This window comes from Ferrimonas sp. YFM, assembly GCF_030296015.1.
Classification (GTDB): Bacteria; Pseudomonadota; Gammaproteobacteria; order Enterobacterales; family Shewanellaceae; genus Ferrimonas.
The window spans coordinates 3,759,341-3,781,793 of record NZ_AP027368.1 but is presented as its reverse complement, the minus strand read 5'-3'; the positions used below and the strand labels follow the sequence as shown (position 1 = coordinate 3,781,793).

The window sequence follows — 22,453 nt, the reverse complement described above, 5'->3', positions numbered from 1 at the left end:
TAGCTACGACTCTTGGGAAATTCAACCCCTGACGCATGTAAAAGTTGAGTTGATAACAGAAATCATTTGAGAAAGGTGGGGAAATCTGAGCCAGATCACTCGCGGTTCTTGGCCAGATCCAGGGCGTTGCCTGTTGAGGGGGGCATATGGGTCTCCAGCAGGACCAGGGTGTCGTAATAGCGCTTGATGTTGTCCACATAGTGGGCGGCGACCCCACCCTGTGCAAAACCGTAGCGGGTGCGCTGGTAGTGGCGTTTCTGGGTCAGTTTGGGCAGGACGGATTTAACGTCTGCCCAGCTGCTGGGGTTGAGGCCATGGCGCTGGGCGATCACCCGGGCATCCTCCACGTGCCCCAGGCCGATGTTGTAGGCAGCCAGGGCGAACCACAGCCGCTCCGGGTCGGGAATGGAGGCGGGCAGCCGCTTGAGCAGATCGTGCAGGTAGTCGCTGCCCCCCCGGATGCTCTGCTCCGGGTTAAGCCTGTCCTTAACACCGACCCGCTTGGCGGTGGACTGGGTCAGCATCATCAGCCCGCGCACCCCTGTGGGAGAGCGCGCCTTGGGGTTCCAGTGGGATTCCTGGTAGGCCACGGCGGCCAGTTGTCGCCAGTCGAGGATGCCTGAGTATTCCTTGAACCAGGGTTCATACTGGGGCAGTTTGGTCTCTACCGCCCGAATGAAGGCACGGGTATCCACATAATCGAACCGTTCCATGTGGCCGAAATACTTCTCCTCCAGCTGCTTGAGGGTGCCCGCCTGTTTCAGCTTATCCCAGTAGTCCAGCAGCTCGGACAACAGCTTATGGCTGTGCTCCTCCGGCAGGGCCCAACCAACCTCCTGTTCGCCGCCCAGGCTGAAGGCGGAGGCCAGCTCCGGGTGCAATCGCCGGCTGGCAGCCAGGGTCTTGGTGTCTGACAGGGTGTAGGCCAACTCGCCGGAGGCAACCATGGAGAGCAGTTCATGGGCGGCATACTCTGTGGTTTCCTGCCATTGCAGACCCGTCTGGCCCCGCTGCTGTTCGGCGGCCAGGATTTCGGCGTGGTTGGAGCCGGCCATCACCATCAGCGGGTCGGTGAGCTCGGCCAGTGAGTCGGGCTTGGGGTGACCCCGGCGATAGACCAGTTGCACCTGGGTGCGATAGATGGGAGGACCGAAGCGCCAGAAACTGCGATTGAGATGGGTGTCGGTGAGGCTGGAGGCGATGAGATCCAGCTTCCCCAGGCTCATGTCGTTAAACATCTCCGGCAGTGACGAGTAGGGGGTGACCTCGAGCTCCTGGCCCAGGTGCAGGGCAAAGCCCTGGGCCAGTTCGTAATCCAGTCCCTGGGCCCCTGCGGCGCCCACCACATAGGTGGTCGGCCCATACAGGGTACCGACCCTCAGGGGGCGCTCAGGTTCGGGCTCGGCTCGCTGAGGCTGCTGATACTCCAGCGGAAGGCATCCGGCCAGGGTCAGCAGCGTGACAGCCAGTAAACCCCTCATGGTTATGCATCCATCTGAAATCTTCGTCATCTTCCGCTCATTGTAGACTGTTTTGCGACCGACCTTTCCACTATAATGTCGCCACCTTTGATGCCGGGAATTGTGATCCGGTTCGGATTTCGCTCCCGGTATTGAGCCCTACACAAAACTATATAAGGTAAAAAATACCGTGATTAAGATCCTCCGCGGCGCGCCGGCGCTGTCCGCGTTTCGGGTCCACAAGCTGCTATCGGCTTGCCAGAACGCGAAACTTCCCGTGTCCGATCTCTATGCGGAATACTGCCACTTTGCCCACCTCGCCTCGCCGCTCAATCCTGAGCAAACTCAACACCTTGAACAGATATTAACCTATGGACCTCGGCTGGAACAGCATGAGCCCCAGGGCAAATTGTTCCTGGTGGTTCCCAGACCTGGCACCATCTCTCCCTGGTCCTCCAAGGCTACCGACATCGCCCACAACTGTGGCCTGGGTGCGGTTAAGCGACTGGAGCGCGGCGTTGCCTGGTATCTGACCCTCGAGGGTGAGCTCGATGCTGAGCAGCAGAAGCAGCTGCTCAACCTGATTCATGACCGCATGGTGGAAGCGGTGCTGGACAGCTTCGACGCGGCGGATGCCCTGTTTGTCAGCGCCGAACCGGCGCAGCTGACGTCTGTGGACGTGCTCGGTGGTGGCCGCGACGCCCTGGCCCAGGCCAACGTCAGCATGGGCCTGGCCCTGGCGGAGGATGAGATCGATTATCTGGTGGAGAATTTCACCCGCCTGGGACGTAACCCCAACGACATCGAGCTCTACATGTTTGCCCAGGCAAACTCAGAGCACTGTCGTCACAAGATTTTCAATGCGGACTGGACCATCGACGGTGAGGTTCAGCCCAAGTCTCTGTTCAAGATGATCAAGAACACCTTCGAACAGAACCCGGAAAACGTCCTCTCCGCCTATAAGGACAACGCCGCGGTGATGGTGGGGTCGGAAGCGGGCCGCTTCTTCCCCGATGACGCCGGCAGCTACCGCTACCACCAGGAGCCGGTGCACATCCTGATGAAGGTGGAGACCCACAACCACCCCACCGCCATCAGTCCCTATCCTGGGGCGGCCACCGGCTCCGGCGGTGAGATCCGTGACGAAGGTGCCACCGGCCGGGGCTCCAAGCCCAAGGCGGGCCTCACCGGCTTTACCGTGTCCAACCTGAACATCCCCGGCTTCGAACAGCCCTGGGAGAAGCCCTATGGCAAGCCGGATCGCATCGTGACCCCTCTGGAGATCATGACCGAGGGGCCGCTGGGGGGCGCCGCCTTCAACAACGAATTTGGCCGTCCTGCCCTGCTGGGGTACTTCCGCACCTATGAGCAGGAGGTGACCAGCTTCAACGGCACCGAGGTGCGTGGCTACCACAAGCCAATCATGCTGGCGGGTGGTCTGGGGAACATCCGCGAGGATCACGTGCAGAAGGGGGAGATCCCCGTCGGCGCCAAGCTGATCGTCCTCGGCGGACCGGCGATGAACATCGGCCTGGGGGGCGGTGCCGCCTCCTCCATGGCCTCCGGCCAGTCCTCCGAAGACCTGGACTTTGCCTCGGTTCAGCGGGAGAACCCGGAGATCGAGCGCCGCTGCCAGGAGGTGATCGATCGCTGTTGGCAGCTTGGGGACGACAACCCCATCGCTTTCATCCACGACGTGGGCGCCGGTGGTCTCTCCAACGCCATGCCTGAGCTGGTGGACGACGGTGGTCGCGGCGGCCGTTTCCGCCTTCGGGATGTGCCCAATGACGAGCCCGGCATGTCGCCCCTGGAGATCTGGTGTAACGAATCTCAGGAGCGTTATGTGATGGCGGTGGCTGTCGAGGACCTGGACAGGTTCGACGCCATCTGTCGCCGTGAGCGCGCCCCCTATGCGGTGATCGGTGAAGCCACCGAAGAGCTGCAGCTGGTGCTGGAAGACAGCCACTTCGACAACACCCCCATCGACATGCCCATGGAGGTGCTGCTGGGCAAGGCGCCCAAGATGCACCGTGATGTCAGTTCCGCCCAGTGCGCCTCTGCGGATCTGGACACCGGTGCCATGGAGCTCAAGGAAGCGGTACGCCGGGTGCTGCGTCTGCCCGCCGTGGCGGAGAAGACCTTCCTGATCACCATCGGTGACCGCTCGGTGACCGGTCTGGTGGCCCGGGATCAGATGGTAGGCCCCTGGCAGGTGCCCGTGGCCAACTGTGCGGTCACCGCTGCCGCCCTGGACAGCTACCACGGTGAAGCGATGTCCATGGGCGAGCGTACTCCCCTGGCGCTGATCAACTATGGCGCTTCTGCCCGCATGGCGGTGGGTGAGTCCCTGACCAACATCGCCAGTGCCCACATCGGCTCCCTGGCCCACATCAAGCTCTCTGCCAACTGGATGGCCGCTGCCGGTCACCCAGGGGAAGACGCTGGCCTCTACGAGGCGGTGAAGGCGGTGGGTGAGGAGCTGTGTCCGGCCCTGGGACTGACCATCCCTGTGGGCAAGGACTCCATGTCCATGAAGACCGCCTGGGAAGATCAGGGGGAGCGCAAGAGCGTCACCTCGCCGCTGTCTCTGGTGATCACCGCCTTTGGCCGGGTCGAGGACGTGCGTGACACCCTGACCCCTCAACTGCGCCTGGACAAGGGCGACAGCAAGCTGCTCTACATCGACCTGGGCAACGGCAAGCAGCGACTGGGCGGTTCTGCCCTGGCGCAGGTGTACAACCAGCTGGGCAACCAGGCACCGGATGTGGACCAGCCTGAGCTGCTCAAGGGGTTCTTCAATGCCATTCAGGGGCTGATCGCCGACAAGGCGCTGCTCGCCTATCACGATAAGGGCGATGGCGGTCTGTTTGTCACCCTGGCAGAGATGGCCTTCGCCGGTAAGGCGGGTCTGGACGTGGACCTGAGTGCTCTGGCCGGTGACGATCTGGCGGTGCTGTTCAACGAAGAGCTGGGTGCCGTGGTTCAGGTGGCCGACGATCGCCTGGCTCAGGTCGAGGCGGTGCTGGCGGACCATGGCCTGGCTGGCTGCAGCCAGGTGATCGGTTCGGTCAACGACGGCGAGCGCCTGATTGTGCGTCGCGCAGGAGATACTCTGCTGGATGAGAGCCGCACCGAGCTGCGCGGTGTCTGGGCAGAGACCACCTTCCGCATGCAGTCCCTGCGAGACAACCCTCAGTGCGCCGAAGAGGAGCATCAGGCCAAGCTCAATGCCGAGGATCCCGGCCTGTCGGTGGATCTCAGTTTCGACCCTGCCGAGGATGTGGCTGCGCCCTTTATCCTCAAGGGCAATGCCCCCAAGATGGCCATCTTGCGTGAACAGGGGGTCAACTCCCACGTGGAGATGGCGGCCGCCTTCGACCGTGCCGGTTTTGACGCCGTGGATGTGCACATGAGCGACATCCTCGAGGGTCGCCTGACTCTGGAGCAGTTCCAGGGGCTGGTGGCCTGTGGCGGCTTCTCCTATGGCGACGTGCTAGGCGCCGGAGAGGGCTGGGCCAAGTCCATCCTGTTTAACGCCCGTGCCCGGGAACAGTTCCAGCGCTTCTTCGAGCGCAGCGACAGCCTGGCTCTGGGGGTGTGTAACGGCTGCCAGATGCTCTCCAATCTCAAGAGCATCATCCCAGGTTCGGAGCACTGGCCGCATTTCGTGCGTAACCGCTCTGAGCGTTTCGAAGCCCGTTTCTCCCTGGTGGAGGTGCAGCAGAGCCCCAGTCTGTTCTTCCAGGGCATGGCTGGGTCGCGTATGCCCATTGCCGTCTCCCACGGCGAAGGCCGGGCGGAGTTCGCCAGCCAGCAGGCGTTCCATGCCGCCGATGCCTCGGGCACAGTGGCACTGCGTTACCTGAACCATCAGGGGCAGATCGCCACCGCCTATCCGGCCAACCCCAACGGCTCCCCCGCGGGGATCACCGGCCTGACCACCACCGACGGCCGGGTGACCATCATGATGCCTCACCCTGAGCGGGTGTTCCGCACCGTGGCCAACTCCTGGCACCCTGACGAGTGGGGTGAGGACAGCCCTTGGATGCGGATGTTCCGCAACGCCAGGGTTGCCCTGGGTTAAACCCTGCTGACCTCATCAAGCCCGGCCCGGTGCCGGGCTTTTTTGTGGGCTGAATCGGCTTATCTGGCTTTGTTGTCTGGGATCAAGGAGGGGGCGTAAGCAGAGGGTCACTCTGGGGGAGTCGGCGTTCAGGCAAAAAAAGGGCCGCCCTGGGAGGGCGGCCAAAGCTATGCAATCAAGCTAATGCAAAGAAGGGTGACGCTTGGGCCGCCGCGGGGACGGCAGCCAGGGTGTTCACATGACCCGAAGCTGATAAAGCTCAACGAAGCTACGTTGGTAGAGCTTGGACACGCGCTTGAGAAACAGACTCATGAGTACCTCCGAAAAACTGAGAGTTGGGACAATTTCATATTTAAAACGTCATATTTCCGATATTTGGAATGCCGTTTTCGTGGATATATTAGGCTGGAATTTGGATATTCGACAAACGAGAAAAACTCTTTTTTCACATTAGTTTTTCTAATTTATTATTCAGCCTTTGTTCAGTCTTTATCTCGAGAGGTGTGCGCTCTATATGCTGAATGCAAAGGGTTTTAACAATTGAATTGTTTTCATTGTCCTGATTGTTGCAATACAATTTTTATCAAAATTTCGAACCGTGTTAGCCAATAATTCGAGGATGGTTAAAGCCGAATATAAATCAGATCAAAATTCTTAACATTTAACTGTTCTGCAAGCCTTTTTTATTAAGTCTTAATATTTGTGAGTCACCTCTCAAAAGTGATCAGGGGATTCTGGCAGGGATTGAGGGTGCCACTGGGGGAATGATATAAAATTAGCGGAAATAGCAGCGCAATCTCTCTTTGTTCTCCGGTGCGGGGGAACAAACAGAGGTTCGCTAATCGAAAGTGTTGAGTTAACGAAATGTTGTGAGTGTCCGGCGGAGCCGGAACGGCCGACGAACCGGCAGGGGCGAATGAGAGTAAGCGCCTGTTGCGGGAGGCCCACAATGTCCCTGGGCAGCCGTGTCCCCAGGGTAAGCCGAACTCAGCACTTTATTTGTTGTATTGCTCCCAATAATTTTTCCTGAATCACGTTGCCAGCAATGGCGGCACGGCAGGCGTAAGGAGACACCAATGATTGTCGATGAAGTAGTGGATCTATCGCGATTGCAGTTTGCACTGACCGCGATGTATCACTTCCTGTTTGTACCCCTCACCCTGGGCATGGCGTTCCTGCTTGCGATCATGGAGTCACTCTATGTGATGACCGATAAGCAGGTTTACAAGGACATGACCAAGTTCTGGGGTAAACTCTTTGCCATTAACTTCGCCCTGGGTGTTACCACTGGTATCACCATGGAGTTCCAATTCGGAACCAACTGGGCCTACTACTCCCACTACGTCGGGGACATCTTCGGGGCCCCATTGGCCATCGAAGCCCTGATGGCTTTCTTCCTTGAATCGACTCTGATTGGCCTGTTCTTCTTCGGCTGGGATCGTCTGTCCAAGCGTCAGCACCTGGCGGTAACCTGGCTGGTGGCCCTGGGCTCCAACATGTCTGCCCTGTGGATTCTGGTGGCCAACGGCTGGATGCAGCACCCTGTGGGCGCCGAGTTCAACTACGTCACCATGCGCATGGAGATGGCCAGCTTCGCCGACGTGCTGTTCAACCCGGTTGCTCAGGTTAAGTTTGTCCACACCGTGGCTTCAGGCTACGTCACTGGTTCCGTGTTCGTGTTGGCCATCAGCGCCTACTACCTGCTGAAGGGCCGGGACATCGCCTTTGCCAAGCGCTCTTTCTACATCGCCTCCGCCTTCGGTATGGCCTCTATCCTGTCCGTTATCGTCCTGGGTGACGAGTCCGGCTACGAGATGGGTGACGTGCAGAAGGTGAAACTGGCTGCCGTAGAAGCGGAATGGGATACCCATCCGGCACCGGCTTCCTTTACCGCCTTCGGTATTCCAGACAGTGAAAACATGGAAACCAATTTTGCGGTGAAGATCCCCTATGTGATGGGCATCATCGCCACCCGCTCCCTGGATGAGCAGGTGATGGGCATCAAGGACATCAAGGTGGAGCATGAAGCCCGCATCCGCAACGGCATGGTGGCCTACACCCTGCTGCAGAAGGTGCGAGACGGTTCTGCTACCGAGGCCGAGATCGCCGAGTTCCAGGAGCGCAAGGTGGACCTGGGCTATGGCTTCCTGCTGAAGCGTTACCTGGAAGATGTCGACCAGGCCAGTGAGGCCCAGATTAAGGCGGCGGTTGAGGACTCCATCCCCAATGTCGGCCCTCTGTTCTGGACCTTCCGCGTGATGGTGGGCCTGGGTGTGGTGATGCTGATCGTTATCGGTCTCTCCTTCCTCCAGAGCGCCAAGCAGCAGGTGATGGATAAGCCCTGGTTGCTGAAGGCGGCGATCTTCATCCTGCCTTTCCCCTGGATCGCCATTCAGTGTGGCTGGTTTGTGGCCGAGTACGGCCGTCAACCCTGGACCATCGCGGAGATTCTGCCTACCGCCATGTCCACCTCCAGCCTGAGTGCCGGTGACCTGATCTTCTCCATTGTTGCCATCTGTGGTTTCTACACCGTGGCCCTGGTGGTGGAGATGTTCCTGATGTTCCGCTTCGCCCGGTTGGGTCCCAGCAGCATGAAGACTGGCCGCTACCACTTCGAGTCTGCTGAAAACGCTGCCGAAGACGCCCGTCTGCTGACGAAACTGTCCAAGGCCCGCAAGGCCCGCGAAGAAGCCAAGGAGGCTGCTAGCCATGCTTGATTACGAAACTCTACGCGCTATCTGGTGGCTGCTGGTCGTCGTACTGATGATCGGTTTCGCGGTCACCGATGGTTTTGACATGGGTGTGGGTGCCCTGCTGCCCTTCGTGGGCAAAAACGACAACGAACGTCGGGTGATGATCAACTCCATCGCCCCTCACTGGGACGGCAACCAGGTATGGCTGCTGACCGCCGGCGGTGCCCTGTTCGCCGCCTGGCCCCTGGTGTATGCGGCAGCCTTCTCCGGCTTCTACATCGCCATGGTGCTGGTGCTGTTCGCCCTGTTCTTCCGTCCTATCGGGTTTGACTACCGCTCTAAGATTGAAGATCCACGCTGGCGCAACACCTGGGACTGGTGTCTGTTCATCGGTGGTGTGGTGCCGCCGCTGATCATCGGTGTCGCCTTCGGTAACCTGCTGCAGGGTGTGCCCTTCGAATACGACGAGTACCTGCGTGTGTTCTACCGTGGCAGCTTCTTCGGTCTGCTCAACCCCTTCGCTTTGGTGGTGGGTCTGCTGTGTGTGACCGCCTTCATCCTCCAGGGTTGCACCTGGCTGGGCATGAAGACCGATGCCGAACTCTACCAGCGTGTACGTAAGATCACTCAGTGGGTCGGCGTGCTGTGTGCGGCCCTGTTCGTGGTGGCCGGTGCCTGGCTGTACGCGGGTATCGACGGCTTCGTGGTGACCTCCGCTCTGGACCACAACGGCCCCTCCAACCCGACCCTGAAGACCGTTGAGATTGCCTCCGGTGCCTGGTTCAACAACTACAACGCCATGCCTGTGTTGTACGTGCTGCCCCTGCTGGCGGTGCTGATGCCCCTGGCGACCGCAGTGCTGACCATGGCAAACCGTAACGGTCTGGCGTTTGTGACCAGCTCACTGAACCAGGTGGCGATCATTGCCACCGCGGCAGTGTCTCTGTTCCCGTTCGTGATGCCGTCCTCTCTGAACCCAAGCCACTCACTGACCATGTGGGATGCCACTAGTTCTGAGATGACCCTGACCATCATGTTCGCCGTGGCCTGCATCTTTGTGCCGCTGATTCTGGGTTACACCACCTGGAGCTACATCAAGATGTTTGGTCGCCTGAACAGCGAATTCATCGAGAACAACAAGCACTCTCTGTACTAAGGAGCCGACAATATGTGGTATTTCACCTGGATTCTCGGAGTGCTGCTGGCCTGTGCATTCGGCATCATCAATGCCCTGTGGTACGAGCACTCTGAAGAGATGGCCGCCAAGGCCGAACGCGAGCAGAAGTAAAGCTGCTCCCTGCTTCCCTGGGGAAGCCCATTGAGAAAAGAGGCGCATCAGCGCCTCTTTTTTTATGGGCGCCTCTTAGCTCCTTCAGGGTCACCTCTCAAGCATCTGGACAGCGCCAGTCGGCGAGCAAGGGGGGAGGGCTGCCGGGCTACTCTTGAGGGCCCGTGGGTCATTGGTGTGTGACTCTGGGCTGGCACTGCAGGCCCTGGCAGGGACGGCTGCGGGTAAGGAGAGCAGGGGATACGGTGACGGGGTTCGGAGCCGGTCAGTGTGGTCTGGGAGCCGGTTCGCTGACGCCGGGCAAAAGAAAAGGGCGCCTTTGGCGCCCTTTCTGCTTGGTCGGTCCCTTAAGACTTGAAGTGGGCCAGGTGGCCGCGGATGTCTCCGGCCAGGGCCGTCAGCTGCTCGGCGGCGTCCACGGTCTGGCCTGCGGTCTGCTCAGACTCCCGGGCCAGTTCGGTGATGCCGCTGATGTTGCGGGCGATCTCCGAGGCGACTGAGCCCTGCTGCTCCGTCGCGGTGGCGATGGAGGTGGCATTCTGGGACAGGTCGGTGACGCTGTGGGAGATGTCGGTCAGGGCGTCGCCGGCCTGAACGCTCAGCTCAGAGGAGGCCACGCCGAGCTTCTTGCTCTCCTGCATCTGGTTGACCGCTTCCTGGGTGCGCTGCTGCAACTGCTCGATGGTACCGGTGATCTCACTGATGGAGTTCTGGGTACGTTGTGCCAGGGTGCGCACCTCATCGGCCACCACGGCAAAACCGCGACCCTGCTCCCCGGCCCGGGCGGCTTCGATGGCGGCGTTGAGGGCCAGCAGGTTGGTCTGCTCGGCGATCTCATTGATCACCTGGATCACCCGGGTGATGGCGTGGCTGCCCTCTTCCACCCGGTGAATCGCCTGGTTGCCGTTCTCCAGGGCATCGCCCAGGGCGCGCATCTGGTCAATCACATCGTCGACCTGACGATCCCCATCCTTGGCGGCGGTGTCCACCGCCTCCGCCTGTTCGGCGGATCCTGTGGCGTGCTGGGCTACCTCCTGTACCGAGGTGGTGAGCTCTTCGACCGCGGCGGCGATCTGGTCGGTCTGCTGCATCATCTGGGCGGCGCCGCTGCCGTTCACCTGGGCGACGGTCTGCATCTCGCTGGCGGCCTGCTCCAACTGGGAGGTGGACCCTTGCAGGGTGGCGATCAGCTCCTTGAGGCTGTGGGTCATCTCGGCGACGCTGTCGGTGATGCGATGCACCTCGTTCTGGCTGTTGCCACCACTGGTGGTCAGCTGGGCGGTCAAGTCGCCGTGGCCAATGGCTTCCACCTGGGTGCACAGGGCGGTCAGGGGCTTGAGGCGACGGTTGAGCATCAGCCACAGCAGCACGGTGATCACCAGAATCCCCAGAATGGAGAGGCCGATGTTGGTGCGGGCCAGAGGCTGCAGGGCGTGGCTCAGCTCCTCTTCAGGCACTTGCAGGGCCACCATCCAGCCTGCGGCGGGCACGGGCTGGGTCATGGCAACCCACAGCTTGCCATCTAGCATGAATTCGAACTGGTGCTTGACCCGGTCGGACAGGGCGCTCTGGTAGATGGCCTGGCCATCGTCGTCGCTGAAGCTGCTGGCCTTGCTGCCGGTCAGCTGCGGGTGATAGAGGAACACGCCGTCTTCATAGCGCAGCAGGGAGACGTAGCCGGTTTCACCGAGCTGGATGTTGGCCAGGGCCTTGCCCATCTCCTGCATCATCTCGCTAACATCCTGGCCAATGTAGAGGATGCCGATCACCCGGTTCTGCTTGTCCTTGATGGGGCGGTAGCTGGTGATGTAGCGCTTGCCGAACAGGTTGGCATAGCCCTCATAGGTCTGGCCCGCCATGATGATGGGGTAGGCGGGGTGACCCTGGCCCAGCTGGGTGCCGGTAGCCCGGTCACCGTTCTCTTTACGCAGGGAGGAGGAGATGCGGGTGAAGTCATCCCCATCCTTCACAAATACCGTGGCGGTGCCGCCGGTCATGTTGGCGAATCTGTCCACCTGGGCCACGGCGCTGTTGAGCAGGCGGCGGCCGTTCTTCAGGCCCGGGGCGTTGGCACCGGCGATGTTGATCCGCTTCTCCAGCAGGGAGAAGTCGGTGGAGAACATCTTGTTGAACAGTTCGGCGTTGGTACGCACCTGCTTAATCAGCAGTTGGTACTGCAGGTCGAGGGTGTCTGCCAGGGTGTCGGCCATGACCGACTCGGACTCCTGCAGGGTTTCGGTGAGGCTGTCGGCGGCTACACGGTAACCGAAGAAGCCGGTGATGGAGTAGGTGAGGATGCTAAGAAGCAGGGCGGATACGCCTATCTGGCGGCCTAGGGTCCAGTTGCGGAAGTCCATGCGTTCCCCTGTAAAGAGTTTTTATTAGGTTTGTTTAAGCTCTATCGGCTAGTCGGCAAGGTTATACAAAACTCTCGTTAAAATAGTTGAACTCCATCACGAACAGTGGGGCTTAAAAGGTGATTCGTTAGCCAAATCTCGAATTGAAATCGCCCGGTAACTTCTGGTTTACTTTCTGTAACAACTGGTTCGGGGGCTGAGTGATGAGGGGACTGCTGTGGGTGGCGCTGCTGTTGCTGGCAGGGTGCAGCAAGGTGAATCAGGCGAATTACGACAAACTGGAACTGGGAATGTCCCGTGCCGAGGTGGAGGCCCTGCTGGGCAGGGCGGACAGCTGCAGCGGCTCTTTGGGCACCCAAACCTGCATCTGGGGTAGCGACGACACCCAGATCAAGGTGGGGTTCGCCGCCGACCAGGCGATGCTTTTCTCTCACAAAGGGTTGTGAGCCCAGTGGGCTAGAGCCCGTGCTTCTCTGAGCGGTAGAGGAACGCCTTGTAACCCAGCCCCAGCAGTTTGGCCGCCTCGGTGCGGTTGCCGCCGGTGCGCTCCAGGGCCGCCTGAAGATACTCCTTCTCCACCTGCTCTCAGTTCAGGCCTGCGTCCGGCAGGGTGATCTTGCCCTGACAGCGAATGGGCTGGAGATCCAGCTCCTGCAGCAACACAAAGCGCTCCATGCAGTTGGACAACTCCCTGACGTTACCCGGCCAGCCGTGACTGCGCAGGGCATTCATTTCGGCGACCCCCAGCCTGGGGGCGGTCAGCTGGTATTTCTGGCTGAAGTGACGCAGGAAGTGTTCCGCCAGGGCGGGGATGTCCTCACTGCGCTGCTTCAGTGGCGGGGTGGACACCGGAATCACATTGAGGCGGTAATACAGGTCCTGGCGGAAGTTGCCCGCTTCCACCTCCTGCAGCAAGTCTCGGTTGGTGGCCGCCACCACCCGGATATCCAGATCGATCTCCTTGTGACTGCCGATGCGGGTCACCTTGCCCTCCTGCAGCACCCGCAGCAGCCGGGTCTGCAGATTCAGTGGCAGTTCGCCAATCTCATCCAGGAACAGGGTGCCCCCCTGGGCGGCCTCCAGCTTACCGGCCCGGGCGCTGTGCGCGCCGGTGAAGGCGCCTTTTTCATGGCCGAACAGCTCGGACTCCGCCAGGGAGTCGGGGATGGCGCCGCAGTTGAGGGCAATGAACGGACCGTCCCGGCCTGAGAGGCGGTGGATGCGCTGGGCCACCAGCTCCTTGCCGGTCCCGCTCTCCCCTTGAATCAGCACCGTAGTATTGATGCCGCTGATCCGCTCGACCCGATCGAACAGGGTGCGCATGGCGGGGCTGGATCCCACCATGTCGATCAGGGCGCCCTGCTGCTGCACACGATCGGTCAGGCGCCGGTTGTCCTCCTTCAACTGATGGGAGCGGGCGGCCTTGTCGATGGCCAGCAGCATGGTCTGCTTCTGGAAGGGCTTGGGCAGGTAGTCGTCGGCGCCCATCTTCATCGCTTCCACCGCGTGGTCGATGGAGCCGTAGGCGGTGGCGACGATGATCCCCAGGGTCGGGCTCTGGGCCCGGGCGCGGCGAATCACCTCGCTGGCGTCGCCGTGAGCCAGCTTCCAGTCACTGAACAGGATCTGCCAGGGGTGTTTGTCCAGGCGTTTGAGGGCCGAGTCGGCGTCGGCCACCGCGTCCACCCGGTGGCCCGCCTCGGTCATCATCTTTGCCAGCAGTTCTCGCTGGGTGGGGTCATCTTCCAGCAGCAGGATCTGAAATCCATTTTGACTCATGCTTGTCTCTCCTTGGGCAGCACCAGGCCGGCCCGGACGCCCTTGGGCTGTTCTTCAATAATCAGATCGCCGCCGTACCAGAGGCGGGCGATGCGTCTTGCGATGTAAAGCCCCATGCCTGCGCCTTCAGGTTTGGTGGTCTGGTGGGGTTCAAACAGGCGATCGCGGATGGCGTCGCTCAGGCCGCTGCCCTGATCCTCGATCCAGAGGGTAATCCGTTGTGGCTCTCTCTCCAGATAGAGACGCACCGTCTGCCCAGGTTCACTGGCCTGCCGGGCGTTGTTCATCAGGGTGTGGAGTATGGCACGCAGCTCCACCTCCGCCCCCAGGACGGACAGGTCATCGGGGAGCTCGCTGACAAAGTCTACGCCCTCGGCGGTCTGACTGAGTTCCATCTGGATCCCCTCAATCAGCTCAGATATGGCCACAGGCACCTCCCGGTCGAGTCCCTGGCTGGCCAGGGTCAGCAGGCTGCTGAGGCTGTCATCCATATGACTCAGCTTGGTGCGGATTTGACTCTGCAGCTGGTGCTGTTCCGGTTTCATCCCTTCCAGCAGCAGGCCTATGGTGTGGATGGGGTTGCGCAGGGCGTGGGCGATGCCCCGGGTGATCTCCCCCAGCTCCGCCAGGTGACGTTGCTGCTGGAACTGGCGCTGCTGCTCCTGACTCTCCTTGAGATCGGAGCTCATTCGGTTGAAGGTGTCGATGGCGCGGCGGGTCTCCCGGGTGCCGCTGTGGCTCAATTGCAGGCCCAGTTCGCCGGCGGACAGACGCCGGCAGCCCTCATCCAGGGTTTCCAGGGGACGGGCCAATTTGCGGGCGATCAGGTAGACCCCCACCAGGCTCAGCAGGGCGCCGGCCAGCAGTACCAGGGCCACCCGCTCGGCAAACTGGGTGATCATGGTCTGTTGGGGACCATTGGAGAGGGGCACCGCCAGGCTGGAACCCAGCCCCTCAATCACCAGCTGATCCTCTTCCGTGGGGATGAACACCCGAATCTCCCTGGCCTGACGCTGGAGTTGCTCCCGGGCCTGCTCCACCGCTTCGTGGATGCGCTCCATCTCCTCTTCGCCGATGAGGTCGCCGTGCACCTCCATCAGTTCCAGTGTGGTTTCTGCCTCCAGGGCACTGCTGAGCTCCTTCTGCAGGGCCTGATGCTCCAGGTTGAGCTGAATCACCGCCTGCCATTGGTCCTCCTTGTCCTCGATGCGCTGCTCCAGCTCCTCCAGCTTCTCCTCGTAGGCTTGAATCCGCCGCTGCTGGGCCTCTTTCTGGATCTGCAGGGAGCGTCGCTTGGCCTGCTGCTGTTGCTGCAAGCGGACCAGTCGCTGTTGCTCCCGCTCCAGCTCTCTCTGCGCCTGTTCGGCGTGGCGCTCGGCCATGGCCAGCATCCGCTCACGCTCCTGCTCGGACAGGGCGGTCTCCTCTTTCGGGGGTAGGACCCGAACCACGGATTTGGGGGGGACCGGAGGCAGCAGGGTTTCGATGGTGACCGACGCCACCTCCTGGGCCACGGCTTCGGAGTCTTCGGCCAGTTGTCGACGGAAATCTGTGGTGAGCTGCTGCACCAGCAGCCACTGGAGCAGGGTAAACAGCAGTATCAGCGAGCCAAAGGCGATCATCAGGTAACGTTTCAGGGACATCGGTTCCTCCTTGGAGTGATCACCTTACATAAAGCGTGCCAGATGAGCTGAAGTTACCACGCCGGGCAGTGGCGAGCCACCGTTGCCCGCTGCCGGCCCAAGGAGCTCCCCATATGGGAAGGGCCAGGGAGGATTTGAGGAGAAACTCTCGCGGTTTCATGGGGAAACCCCAGGGAATTCGGCGGCGGCGACTCTGGCACGTTTCTTTCTACGCAGGGGGGGAACAACTCAGTTTAACAAGGAGACCATCATGAGAATGATTTTGGCAGCAGCGACGATGCTGATGACCCTGGCGGCAACCGCGGCCACCTTTAAGGCCAGTCAGGACAAGGGGGAGCCCATAGAGGTGAGCTTTATCGACAGTGGCGAGCGGGTGGAGCTGACCCTGGACAGAGACAATCCGGACTGGGCTGCGGTGGCGACCCTGCTTGGGGACCTGGATGCCGAAGTCAGGCAGCGCTGGCTGGAGAAGGCCAAGGCCCTGGCCGGTGTGGGCAGTGACTGGAAGCTGGTGTTGTCCGATGGTCATCACCAGGTGGTCCACCTGGGGCATGATCCCGAAATCTATGTGGAGATCCATGAGCAGATGGCCGAGGAGGGGGCCCGTCTGGCCGAGGAAGCGGAGCGTATGGTGGCCAGGCTGGAGCAGGAAGGGGTGATGGAGCTCAAGCGGTTTCATCTGGACAGGGCCGAGATGCTGGAACGGATGATCAAGGAGGGTGACCTGACCACGGAACAGGTGGAGCGCCTGCGCCGTGCCCTGGATGAACATGGGATGAAGTAAAAGCCAGTGGCTCTGGGGGCTGCGCTGGAGAAGGTGGGGATCCTGGACTAGGTTTTAGGTATGCCATCCGGTTGCGTTGTCGTCCGCCTGGGCGCTGCGCAGCCTTTCTCTCACCTGACAACTCACAGGAGCTCGCGATGCTTGGAGAGAGTCATGCCCTCGTCGACGATTTTCCCGACTACAAGGACAAGATCCACAGCCTGAAACATATGGATGTGGAGTTTGCCACTATGGCCAGGGAGTACCACAGTTTGGATCATCAAATACGGGGGCTGGAGATGAACGACGTGCCCACCAGTGATGAGGAGTTTTCCCGTTTGAAGATGAGGCGGGTAGAGCTGAAAGATCAGCTCTACAACCGCATCATCAACTCTGACCGCTAGGCGGTCACCTCGGATGAGAATCGGGCTCCCTTGGGGGCCCGAATCATTATGTAGCAGGCGGGAACGAACACGAAGGAGAGGAAGGTGGTCAGCAGGGTGCCTCCGGCGATGGCCACCGCGAACGGGGGCCAGAAGCCCCCCCCGGCCAGGATCAGCGGCAGGAAGCCGCCGAAGGTGGTGATGGTGGTGGAGCCGATGTGGCGACCGCACCCTACGACGGTATCGATGATGGCGGCCATGTTACCGCCGGCCGCTTCCGGATTCTCCTCCAGTTCCGCCAGGATGACGATGGCGGCATTGATGGCCAGGCCGGCCAACCCCATCAAGGCATTGATCACATTGAAGCCAAAGGGGTACCCCATCAGGTAGACCGACAGCAGCCCCAGCCCGGCAGACTGGGCGGCGCTGGCCAGGATCACCGTGGTCAGCCGGAAGGAGTTGAAGCTCAGTACCACCACGCTCACCAGCAGCACGCTGATGATGGTGACCGACGACATCAGCTTGGCCACCGCCTGATCTCGCTTGGCACTCTCTCCGCCGATCTCCAGCCGGTAGCCCGAGGGCAGGCTGGCTTCAAACTCTGCCAACTGAGACGCCATGGCATTGAGCACCTTGGAGGGCAGCACCCCCGCTTCCAGGTAGCCTTCTATGGTGTTGATGCGCTCGCCATTGCGTCTGGGGATGGTGGCGCGGCCGGACTCGATGCTTAACTGCGCCAGGGCGGACAGGGGCAGCATGGTGGGGATCTGCTGACCGCCCACCAGTTGCACCGAGCCAAGGTCTGCCGCCTGGTTGCGGTCATTGGCGTTGAGGCGTACCCGCACCGGCAGGTTCTCCACCCCCTCGAGCACGCTGCCACCCACCACGCCATCCATGGAGGCGCGCAGTTGCCCTGCCACCTGGGCCAGGGTCAGGCCCCCGGCCAGGCTGGCCTCTTCATCGATATCCAGTTTGATTCTGGCGGCACCGGCAGCCAGGGTGTTGCGGGTCTGAATGATGTGGTCCTGGTTGCCCAGCATCAGCCTGAGCTGGTCGCCCAGTTCGGTGAGCCTGTCCAGTTGCGGGCCATAGATCCGCAGCTCGATGGGAGCGTTGAACGGCGGGCCCTGCTCCAGCTTGCGCACCAGGATCTGCATCTGCGGATAACGCTGGTCCAACTGCCGCTGCAGAGTGGGGATCAATTCGTTGGCCATCTCAAAATCGCTGGCGGTGATCATCCCCTGTGCGTAGTTGGCCGCCCCCTGTCGCCGCTGCAACAGGTTGTAGTAGAAGGAGGGGGTGTTGCGGCCAAAGGTCCACACCGTCTGTTCTATGCCCGCCTGTTCTCTGAGCCAGGCATCCAGCTGGCGCACACCATCGACGGTGGCCGGCAGGCTGGATTGCTGAGGCATGAACACCTCGATGTGGAACATGTCCCGATCGGCGGCCGGGAAAAACTGCTCGGTCATCTGGCCAGCGGCCCAGAAGCCGGTGGCCGGGGTGAGGAAGATCAGCAGCAGGGCGGTTTTCGGCCACACCAGGGCGATGGCCAGGGTGCGTCTCAATATGGCCCCCAGCCAGGGCAGGGTGATCCCCTGCTGCCACCAGTGATTGCCCTCCCTGGGTTTGATGAATCGGCCTCCCAGGCCAGCCACCAAAGTCAGGGAGATCAGGTAGGAACCAATCAGGGCAAAGCTCACCGCCAGGGCGATGCCGCCGACAAACTCGCCGGCGGGGCCCGGCATCAGGAAGATGGGGGCAAAGGCCAGCACCGTGGTCAGGGTGGAGCTGGCCAGAGGCAGCCAGAACTGGCGCAAGGTGGCGGAAACCGCTTCTACCGGGGTCATCCCCCGGCTGCGCCTCTGACCTATGGCGTCCACCACCACGATGGCGTTGTCCACCATGATCCCCAGGGCCACCACCAGCCCGGTGACCGACATCTGATGGATGGGCAGGCCATAAAGCTGCATACAGAACAGGGTAAAGAGCACGGTTACCGGCAGGGCGAAGGCCACCAGCAGGGCGCTGCGCCACCCCAGAGTCACCAGCAGCACCGCCAGAACCAGCATAAAGCCCAGTCCCAGGTTGCCGGTGAGCTCCGACAGCCTGACTTCGGTGTAGCCCTGCTGGTTGAACTGGGTCTCAAGCAATACGTTGGAGGCGATCAGCGGTTTGAGCCCCTCCAGGGTTTGTTCCACCTGGGCATTCCAGCGGTCGATGCGGGTATCCGGCAACATGCGCACCGCCACCAGCACCCCCTGCTCGCCCTGGCTGAGCACATAGTCATCCGGGGGCCAGCGCACCGCCCGGCTGACGTTGGCCACATCCATCACCCTCAGGGTCTGCAACTGGTTGTCGGGACGCAGAGGGACCTGACGGATGCGGTTGAGGGAGACCAGTTCGCCGGAGACCTCCAGCTGGGCCCGGATCGCCTCGCCTTCGAGGCTGCCCGAAGCGGTCTTGCTGTCGGCGGCGCGGATCTGTCGGGCCAGATCGTCCACGGAAAGGCCAAGGGCAAAGAGTTCGGCGTCGTCGATGGAGACCAGGATCTCCTCCTCAGGGGCGCCGACCACCTTGACGAAATCGGTGCCTGGCAGCAGCCTCAGGCGGTTGGCCAGCTCCTCGGCATAGCGTCCCAGGACGGTGGGATCCGCTTGGCTGCCTCCCTGCCAGGTGAAGGAGAAGATGCGGGTGAAGGCGTAGGCCAGCTGGTCATCCAGGGTGGGGGCGCCGGTTCCCTGGGGCAGGGCCGGGGCTGCATCGCCAATCAGATCCCGGGCCCGGGACCAGACGGGGTCCGCATCCATGATGCGATCCTGCAGTTCGATGGTGACCACGGAGATCCCCGGTCTGGAGTTGGAGGTGAGGTTCTTGATCTCATCCAGCTGCCGAAGCTTGGCTTCCAGGGGCTCGGTCACCAGGGCTTCCACCCGTTCGGCGGTGGCGCCCGGGTAGGGGGTGATCACCGCCGCCACCCTATTGGTCAGATTGGGGTCTTCGGTGCGGGGCAGGTTGGTCAGGGCGCTGAGGCCGCTGACGATCAGCAAAGCCGTCAGCAGGGCGGCGACTCTGGGGTTTTGAACCAGGGCGCGAATCATAGCTCTTCACCGCGGCTGGCGGTGATGCTGGCATCGGTGGCCAGCACCACTCTCTGACCGGCCACCAGTCGCTGCAGTCCGGTGGAGACCAGGCGGTCGCCGTCGTCGATGGCGCCGGAGACCCAGGCGTACTCCTGATCGGCATGCAGCACCCGAACGTCCCGGCGGGCGATCTGGAAGCTGCCATCCCCCAAATCCTCCAGGATGTAGAGGTTCCACAGGCCCCGGACCCCGGCGGTCAGCGCGGTCAAAGGCACTCGGGTGGTGTCGGCGACAATGCGCTCCTCCACCTCAAGATAGAGCAACTGACCGTTGAGCAGGGTGGGTTGTTCGGGCAGGGCAAATCTCAGGGTGACGGTGCGGGTGCCCGGGTCCACCTGGGCACTGCGCCCCAGATAGGTCACCGGCAGGGACTGGCCGTCGACACTGGCCTGCCATTGTTGTCGGGTTTGCAGGCGCTCCAGCAGACGGACTGGCAATCCGACCCGGGCTTCGGCGGCGCCGTCGGGCACCAGGGTGAAGGCCACCTGGCCGTTGCCTGTGACCTGACCCTTGGTCAGTTGGCGCCTGGTGACCGTGCCTGAATAGGGCGCCTTGAGGGTGCTCTTCTGCAGACGGATATTGACCGACTCCAGGTTGGCGTTCAGTTGTTGCTGGCGGGCCTGCAACTGGGCTTTGCGGCTGCGCAGTTCGTCCAGTTGCTGCTCAGACTGATACCCCTGTTCCGACAGGGTCAGTTGGCGTTTGAGGGTGGCCTTATTGAGGTCCAGGTCGGCGCGATTCTGAGCCAGGGTAGCCTCGAGCTGCTCGGCTTCGCTGCGCAGCAGGCGGGTGTCCAGGGTGGCGAGCACCTGGCCTGCTTCCACCTCCTGACCAATCTCCACGTCGATGGTGGCCACGGTACCCGGGGATTCAAAACCGATGTCACTGGTTCTGGGGTGATACACTTTACCCACGAATCTGTGGGTCAGCGGGTAGCTGTGCTGCAGCTGGACCTGCTGGGCATGAACCTCCAGGGGAGGCTTGACCGGCGCACTCTTTCCCTGCTGACTGCAGCCGGTGGCGATGAGGAGCAGGCCGCACAGTGGGCCAAGAAACTGGTACGCTGTCATAACATTCGAATTACAATTAGACTAGACGGTCTAGTTTGGTAGAATCAAACTAGACTGTCCAGTCCAGTTGGTGAAGTTTTTGTAAATATTTTGTGGGGCGCTATGGCCGTTGTAGCTAACGATCGGAAAAGTAAGAAACGTTCTCAGATCCTGGAGGCGGCCGCCGAGCTGTTTATGCAGAAGGGGCTGGAGAACACCTCCATGGACGAGGTGGCAGTGCAAGCCGGGGTGTCCAAGCAGACGGTTTACAGTCATTTCGGCAGCAAGAACGATCTCTTTGTGCACTGCATCGAGGACCGTTGCGTCAGCGCTCAGATGACCGAAGAGAACTTCGAGATGGACGCCGAGCCCGAACAGTTCCTTCTGGGGTTCGCCCGCCGATTCCTGGATATGATCCTCAGTCCTGAGGTGCGTCATGTCTATTGCTCCTGTGTCCGCAGTTCCGAGAGTCACCCAGAGCTGTCACAGCTCTATTACGAAGCGGGACCCAAACGGATGATGGAGCTGGTCACCAGCTACCTGACCAGATTGAATGACGCCGGGGTGCTGACGATGCCCGACCCGGCCATTGCCGCTCAGCAGCTGCTGTTGATGTTGCACACCGTCGATAAGATGCGTGGGGATCTGGGACTGGAGCTGAGGATGGATGAATCCCAGCGAGAGGTCTATGTGCAGCAGACGGTGACCATGTTCCTTAAGGGGTATCGGCCCTGACCAGCAAAGAAAAGGCGCGGTGTTCCGCGCCTTTTTTAATTCTGGTTGCCCGAGTGTTGCTGCCACTCCTCAATGTCCTTGATGGAGTCCAGGTAGAGCTGTTCCACCTTCTCCCTAGCCCAGGGGGTTCGCCGTAAGAATTTGAGGCTGGATTTCACCGAGGGGTTGGAGTTGAAACAGTTGATGGGGATGCGCCGGCCCAGTTCCCGCCAGCCATAGTATTGGGCGAGGGTCTCCACAATCTGCTGAAGTTTCACCCCGTGCAAGGGGTTGTTGGGTTGATGATCCATTGGGCACTCTGTCCGGGGCTGCTGCATGAGGGCGGCAGTGTAGCACCGGTGGCCACTCAGGCGCAGGGATAAATGAAAAAGGCGCGGAACACCGCGCCTTTTTTCTCTGTTGGCGACTTAGCCGCCGAGCATGGCGTCCTTGAGATCGTCATCGGCGGGCTCGTCGCCCAGCCAGATCCCCAGCAGGGCCTGACGGAAAGCCTCTCCCTCAATAAGGGTCAGCAACTGACCATTCTTATAGGCTTCTACGCCGACGCCGGGCAGGGACAGCAGGGTAAATTGGTCCCCCTCGACGATGTGATCGCTGAATACCGCGATAAAGGCGTCGATCTTGGGTTTCAGTTGGTCATAGCCGTCGCCGGCGCTGCTCTGAAAGCCCTCCTCGATGGAGTCGATCATCTTGTCTGAGGTGATCAGCCCGGAGACGATGTTCAGGCGGATGGCGCTGGTCTGGTTGCCCTCCAGAGCCAGCTGCTGAGTCAGGCCAGACTCGCTGCTGTAGAGGCTGCCCACATAGAGGTCCATAAAGAACTTGGAGCGGATCCCCGCGCCACTCAGGGTCAGGGGTTTGCCCTGGAGTTCAATGGTGTCGTTAACCGCCACTCCGGCGATCTCGGTGGCGGCCTGAGCCGGAATCAGCAGGCTGGCAGCCAGGGCAGCGGCAAGAGTCAGTTTTTTCATCGTCTACAACTTGATGGTGGGTGTTGGCCGCAGTGTTGCAGGTGTTGCTCCTGGGCACAAGCCTGACGGAAGAAAGAGCTGAAATGCTTGAGTAAAAATAGAGGCTGA

General features: G+C 61.1%; 17 protein-coding genes. 8 read left to right on the top strand and 9 right to left on the bottom strand.

The genetic code is table 11. The features are described 5' to 3' along the window. Positions 1-95: 95 nt before the first annotated feature. A complete protein-coding gene (gene mltF, locus QUE41_RS17415) occupies positions 96-1,481 on the bottom strand; it encodes a membrane-bound lytic murein transglycosylase MltF (RefSeq protein ID WP_286340252.1) in 1,386 nt (461 codons plus the stop codon). Positions 1,482-1,653: 172 nt separating this feature from the next. On the opposite strand from mltF, the gene purL reads away from it, so the two are divergent. The 4 genes from purL (at position 1,654) to cydX (ending at position 9,525) form a co-directional block, all read left to right on the top strand. Then, entirely contained in the window at positions 1,654-5,544 is a 3,891-nt protein-coding gene (gene purL, locus QUE41_RS17410; RefSeq protein WP_286342964.1) for a phosphoribosylformylglycinamidine synthase, read from the top strand. A gap of 1,076 nt (positions 5,545-6,620) precedes the next feature. Then, positions 6,621-8,261, top strand: coding sequence for a cytochrome ubiquinol oxidase subunit I (locus QUE41_RS17405; protein WP_286340251.1), 1,641 nt, complete (start codon positions 6,621-6,623; stop codon positions 8,259-8,261). After that, positions 8,254-9,393, top strand: coding sequence for a cytochrome d ubiquinol oxidase subunit II (cydB, locus tag QUE41_RS17400; protein ID WP_286340250.1), 1,140 nt, complete (start codon positions 8,254-8,256; stop codon positions 9,391-9,393). Before QUE41_RS17405 ends, cydB begins: the two co-directional genes overlap by 8 nt. 12 nt (positions 9,394-9,405) lie before the next feature. Then, a complete protein-coding gene (gene cydX, locus QUE41_RS17395) occupies positions 9,406-9,525 on the top strand; it encodes a cytochrome bd-I oxidase subunit CydX (RefSeq protein ID WP_028110896.1) in 120 nt (39 codons plus the stop codon). Positions 9,526-9,872: 347 nt separating this feature from the next. Here the strand turns inward: cydX and QUE41_RS17390 are convergent, their stop codons facing one another. Then, positions 9,873-11,882, bottom strand: a complete 2,010-nt coding sequence (locus QUE41_RS17390) for a methyl-accepting chemotaxis protein (RefSeq protein WP_286340249.1) — start codon at positions 11,880-11,882, stop codon at positions 9,873-9,875. Positions 11,883-12,085: 203 nt separating this feature from the next. Between QUE41_RS17390 and QUE41_RS17385 the strand changes: the two genes are divergently transcribed. Further along, positions 12,086-12,328 (top strand): DUF3862 domain-containing protein, encoded by a 243-nt coding sequence (locus QUE41_RS17385; protein WP_286340248.1) that lies wholly within the window; start codon positions 12,086-12,088, stop codon positions 12,326-12,328. A 10-nt stretch (positions 12,329-12,338) separates the two neighbouring features. Here QUE41_RS17385 and QUE41_RS21590 read toward each other — a convergent pair whose 3' ends face one another. From QUE41_RS21590 to QUE41_RS17375, 3 genes are read right to left on the bottom strand one after another with little or no spacing between them, the layout of a single operon-like run. Further along, the gene (locus tag QUE41_RS21590; protein ID WP_353506858.1) at positions 12,339-12,461 is read right to left on the bottom strand and encodes a helix-turn-helix domain-containing protein; all 123 of its coding nucleotides are present in this window, start codon (positions 12,459-12,461) and stop codon (positions 12,339-12,341) included. A 6-nt stretch (positions 12,462-12,467) separates the two neighbouring features. Further along, a complete protein-coding gene (locus QUE41_RS17380; RefSeq protein WP_353506857.1) occupies positions 12,468-13,661 on the bottom strand; it encodes a sigma-54-dependent transcriptional regulator in 1,194 nt (397 codons plus the stop codon). Then, entirely contained in the window at positions 13,658-15,304 is a 1,647-nt protein-coding gene (locus QUE41_RS17375; RefSeq protein WP_286340247.1) for a sensor histidine kinase, read from the bottom strand. The genes QUE41_RS17380 and QUE41_RS17375 overlap by 4 nt, the downstream gene beginning before the upstream one ends. A 250-nt stretch (positions 15,305-15,554) precedes the next feature. On the opposite strand from QUE41_RS17375, the gene QUE41_RS17370 reads away from it, so the two are divergent. Both QUE41_RS17370 and QUE41_RS17365 read left to right on the top strand, forming a co-directional pair. Then, positions 15,555-16,088 (top strand): hypothetical protein, encoded by a 534-nt coding sequence (locus tag QUE41_RS17370; protein ID WP_286340246.1) that lies wholly within the window; start codon positions 15,555-15,557, stop codon positions 16,086-16,088. 137 nt (positions 16,089-16,225) lie between these two features. Beyond that, the gene (locus QUE41_RS17365) at positions 16,226-16,471 is read left to right on the top strand and encodes an HP1242/YdcH family protein (RefSeq protein WP_028110890.1); all 246 of its coding nucleotides are present in this window, start codon (positions 16,226-16,228) and stop codon (positions 16,469-16,471) included. On the opposite strand, the gene QUE41_RS17360 is transcribed toward QUE41_RS17365, so the two are convergent. Further along, a complete protein-coding gene (locus QUE41_RS17360; protein ID WP_286340245.1) occupies positions 16,468-19,548 on the bottom strand; it encodes an efflux RND transporter permease subunit in 3,081 nt (1,026 codons plus the stop codon). The genes QUE41_RS17365 and QUE41_RS17360 overlap by 4 nt on opposite strands. Beyond that, a complete protein-coding gene (locus tag QUE41_RS17355) occupies positions 19,545-20,660 on the bottom strand; it encodes an efflux RND transporter periplasmic adaptor subunit (RefSeq protein WP_286340244.1) in 1,116 nt (371 codons plus the stop codon). Before QUE41_RS17355 ends, QUE41_RS17360 begins: the two co-directional genes overlap by 4 nt. 102 nt (positions 20,661-20,762) lie before the next feature. Here QUE41_RS17355 and QUE41_RS17350 point away from each other — a divergent pair, with 102 nt between their 5' ends. Further along, positions 20,763-21,374 carry a TetR/AcrR family transcriptional regulator gene (locus QUE41_RS17350; protein ID WP_286340243.1) on the top strand — a complete coding sequence of 204 codons (612 nt, stop codon included), beginning with the start codon at positions 20,763-20,765 and terminating at the stop codon, positions 21,372-21,374. 35 nt (positions 21,375-21,409) lie between these two features. Here the strand turns inward: QUE41_RS17350 and QUE41_RS17345 are convergent, their stop codons facing one another. Together QUE41_RS17345 and QUE41_RS17340 are read right to left on the bottom strand one after the other, a co-directional pair. Beyond that, on the bottom strand, positions 21,410-21,664 hold the full coding sequence (locus tag QUE41_RS17345) for a VF530 family protein (protein ID WP_028110887.1): 255 nt from the start codon (positions 21,662-21,664) through the stop codon (positions 21,410-21,412). A gap of 117 nt (positions 21,665-21,781) precedes the next feature. Next, a complete protein-coding gene (locus QUE41_RS17340) occupies positions 21,782-22,345 on the bottom strand; it encodes a chalcone isomerase family protein (protein ID WP_286340242.1) in 564 nt (187 codons plus the stop codon). Between the last annotated feature and the right edge of the window lie 108 nt (positions 22,346-22,453).

Coding starts and splice junctions, on each gene's coding strand:
- mltF (WP_286340252.1), bottom strand. CDS start 1,481: ATGAGGGGTTTACTGGCTGTCACGCTGCTGACCCTGGCCGGATGCCTT.
- QUE41_RS17405 (WP_286340251.1), top strand. CDS start 6,621: ATGATTGTCGATGAAGTAGTGGATCTATCGCGATTGCAGTTTGCACTG.
- cydB (WP_286340250.1), top strand. CDS start 8,254: ATGCTTGATTACGAAACTCTACGCGCTATCTGGTGGCTGCTGGTCGTC.
- cydX (WP_028110896.1), top strand. CDS start 9,406: ATGTGGTATTTCACCTGGATTCTCGGAGTGCTGCTGGCCTGTGCATTC.
- QUE41_RS17390 (WP_286340249.1), bottom strand. CDS start 11,882: ATGGACTTCCGCAACTGGACCCTAGGCCGCCAGATAGGCGTATCCGCC.
- QUE41_RS17385 (WP_286340248.1), top strand. CDS start 12,086: ATGAGGGGACTGCTGTGGGTGGCGCTGCTGTTGCTGGCAGGGTGCAGC.
- QUE41_RS17380 (WP_353506857.1), bottom strand. CDS start 13,661: ATGAGTCAAAATGGATTTCAGATCCTGCTGCTGGAAGATGACCCCACC.
- QUE41_RS17375 (WP_286340247.1), bottom strand. CDS start 15,304: ATGTCCCTGAAACGTTACCTGATGATCGCCTTTGGCTCGCTGATACTG.
- QUE41_RS17370 (WP_286340246.1), top strand. CDS start 15,555: ATGAGAATGATTTTGGCAGCAGCGACGATGCTGATGACCCTGGCGGCA.
- QUE41_RS17365 (WP_028110890.1), top strand. CDS start 16,226: ATGCTTGGAGAGAGTCATGCCCTCGTCGACGATTTTCCCGACTACAAG.
- QUE41_RS17360 (WP_286340245.1), bottom strand. CDS start 19,548: ATGATTCGCGCCCTGGTTCAAAACCCCAGAGTCGCCGCCCTGCTGACG.
- QUE41_RS17355 (WP_286340244.1), bottom strand. CDS start 20,660: ATGACAGCGTACCAGTTTCTTGGCCCACTGTGCGGCCTGCTCCTCATC.
- QUE41_RS17350 (WP_286340243.1), top strand. CDS start 20,763: ATGGCCGTTGTAGCTAACGATCGGAAAAGTAAGAAACGTTCTCAGATC.
- QUE41_RS17345 (WP_028110887.1), bottom strand. CDS start 21,664: ATGGATCATCAACCCAACAACCCCTTGCACGGGGTGAAACTTCAGCAG.
- QUE41_RS17340 (WP_286340242.1), bottom strand. CDS start 22,345: ATGAAAAAACTGACTCTTGCCGCTGCCCTGGCTGCCAGCCTGCTGATT.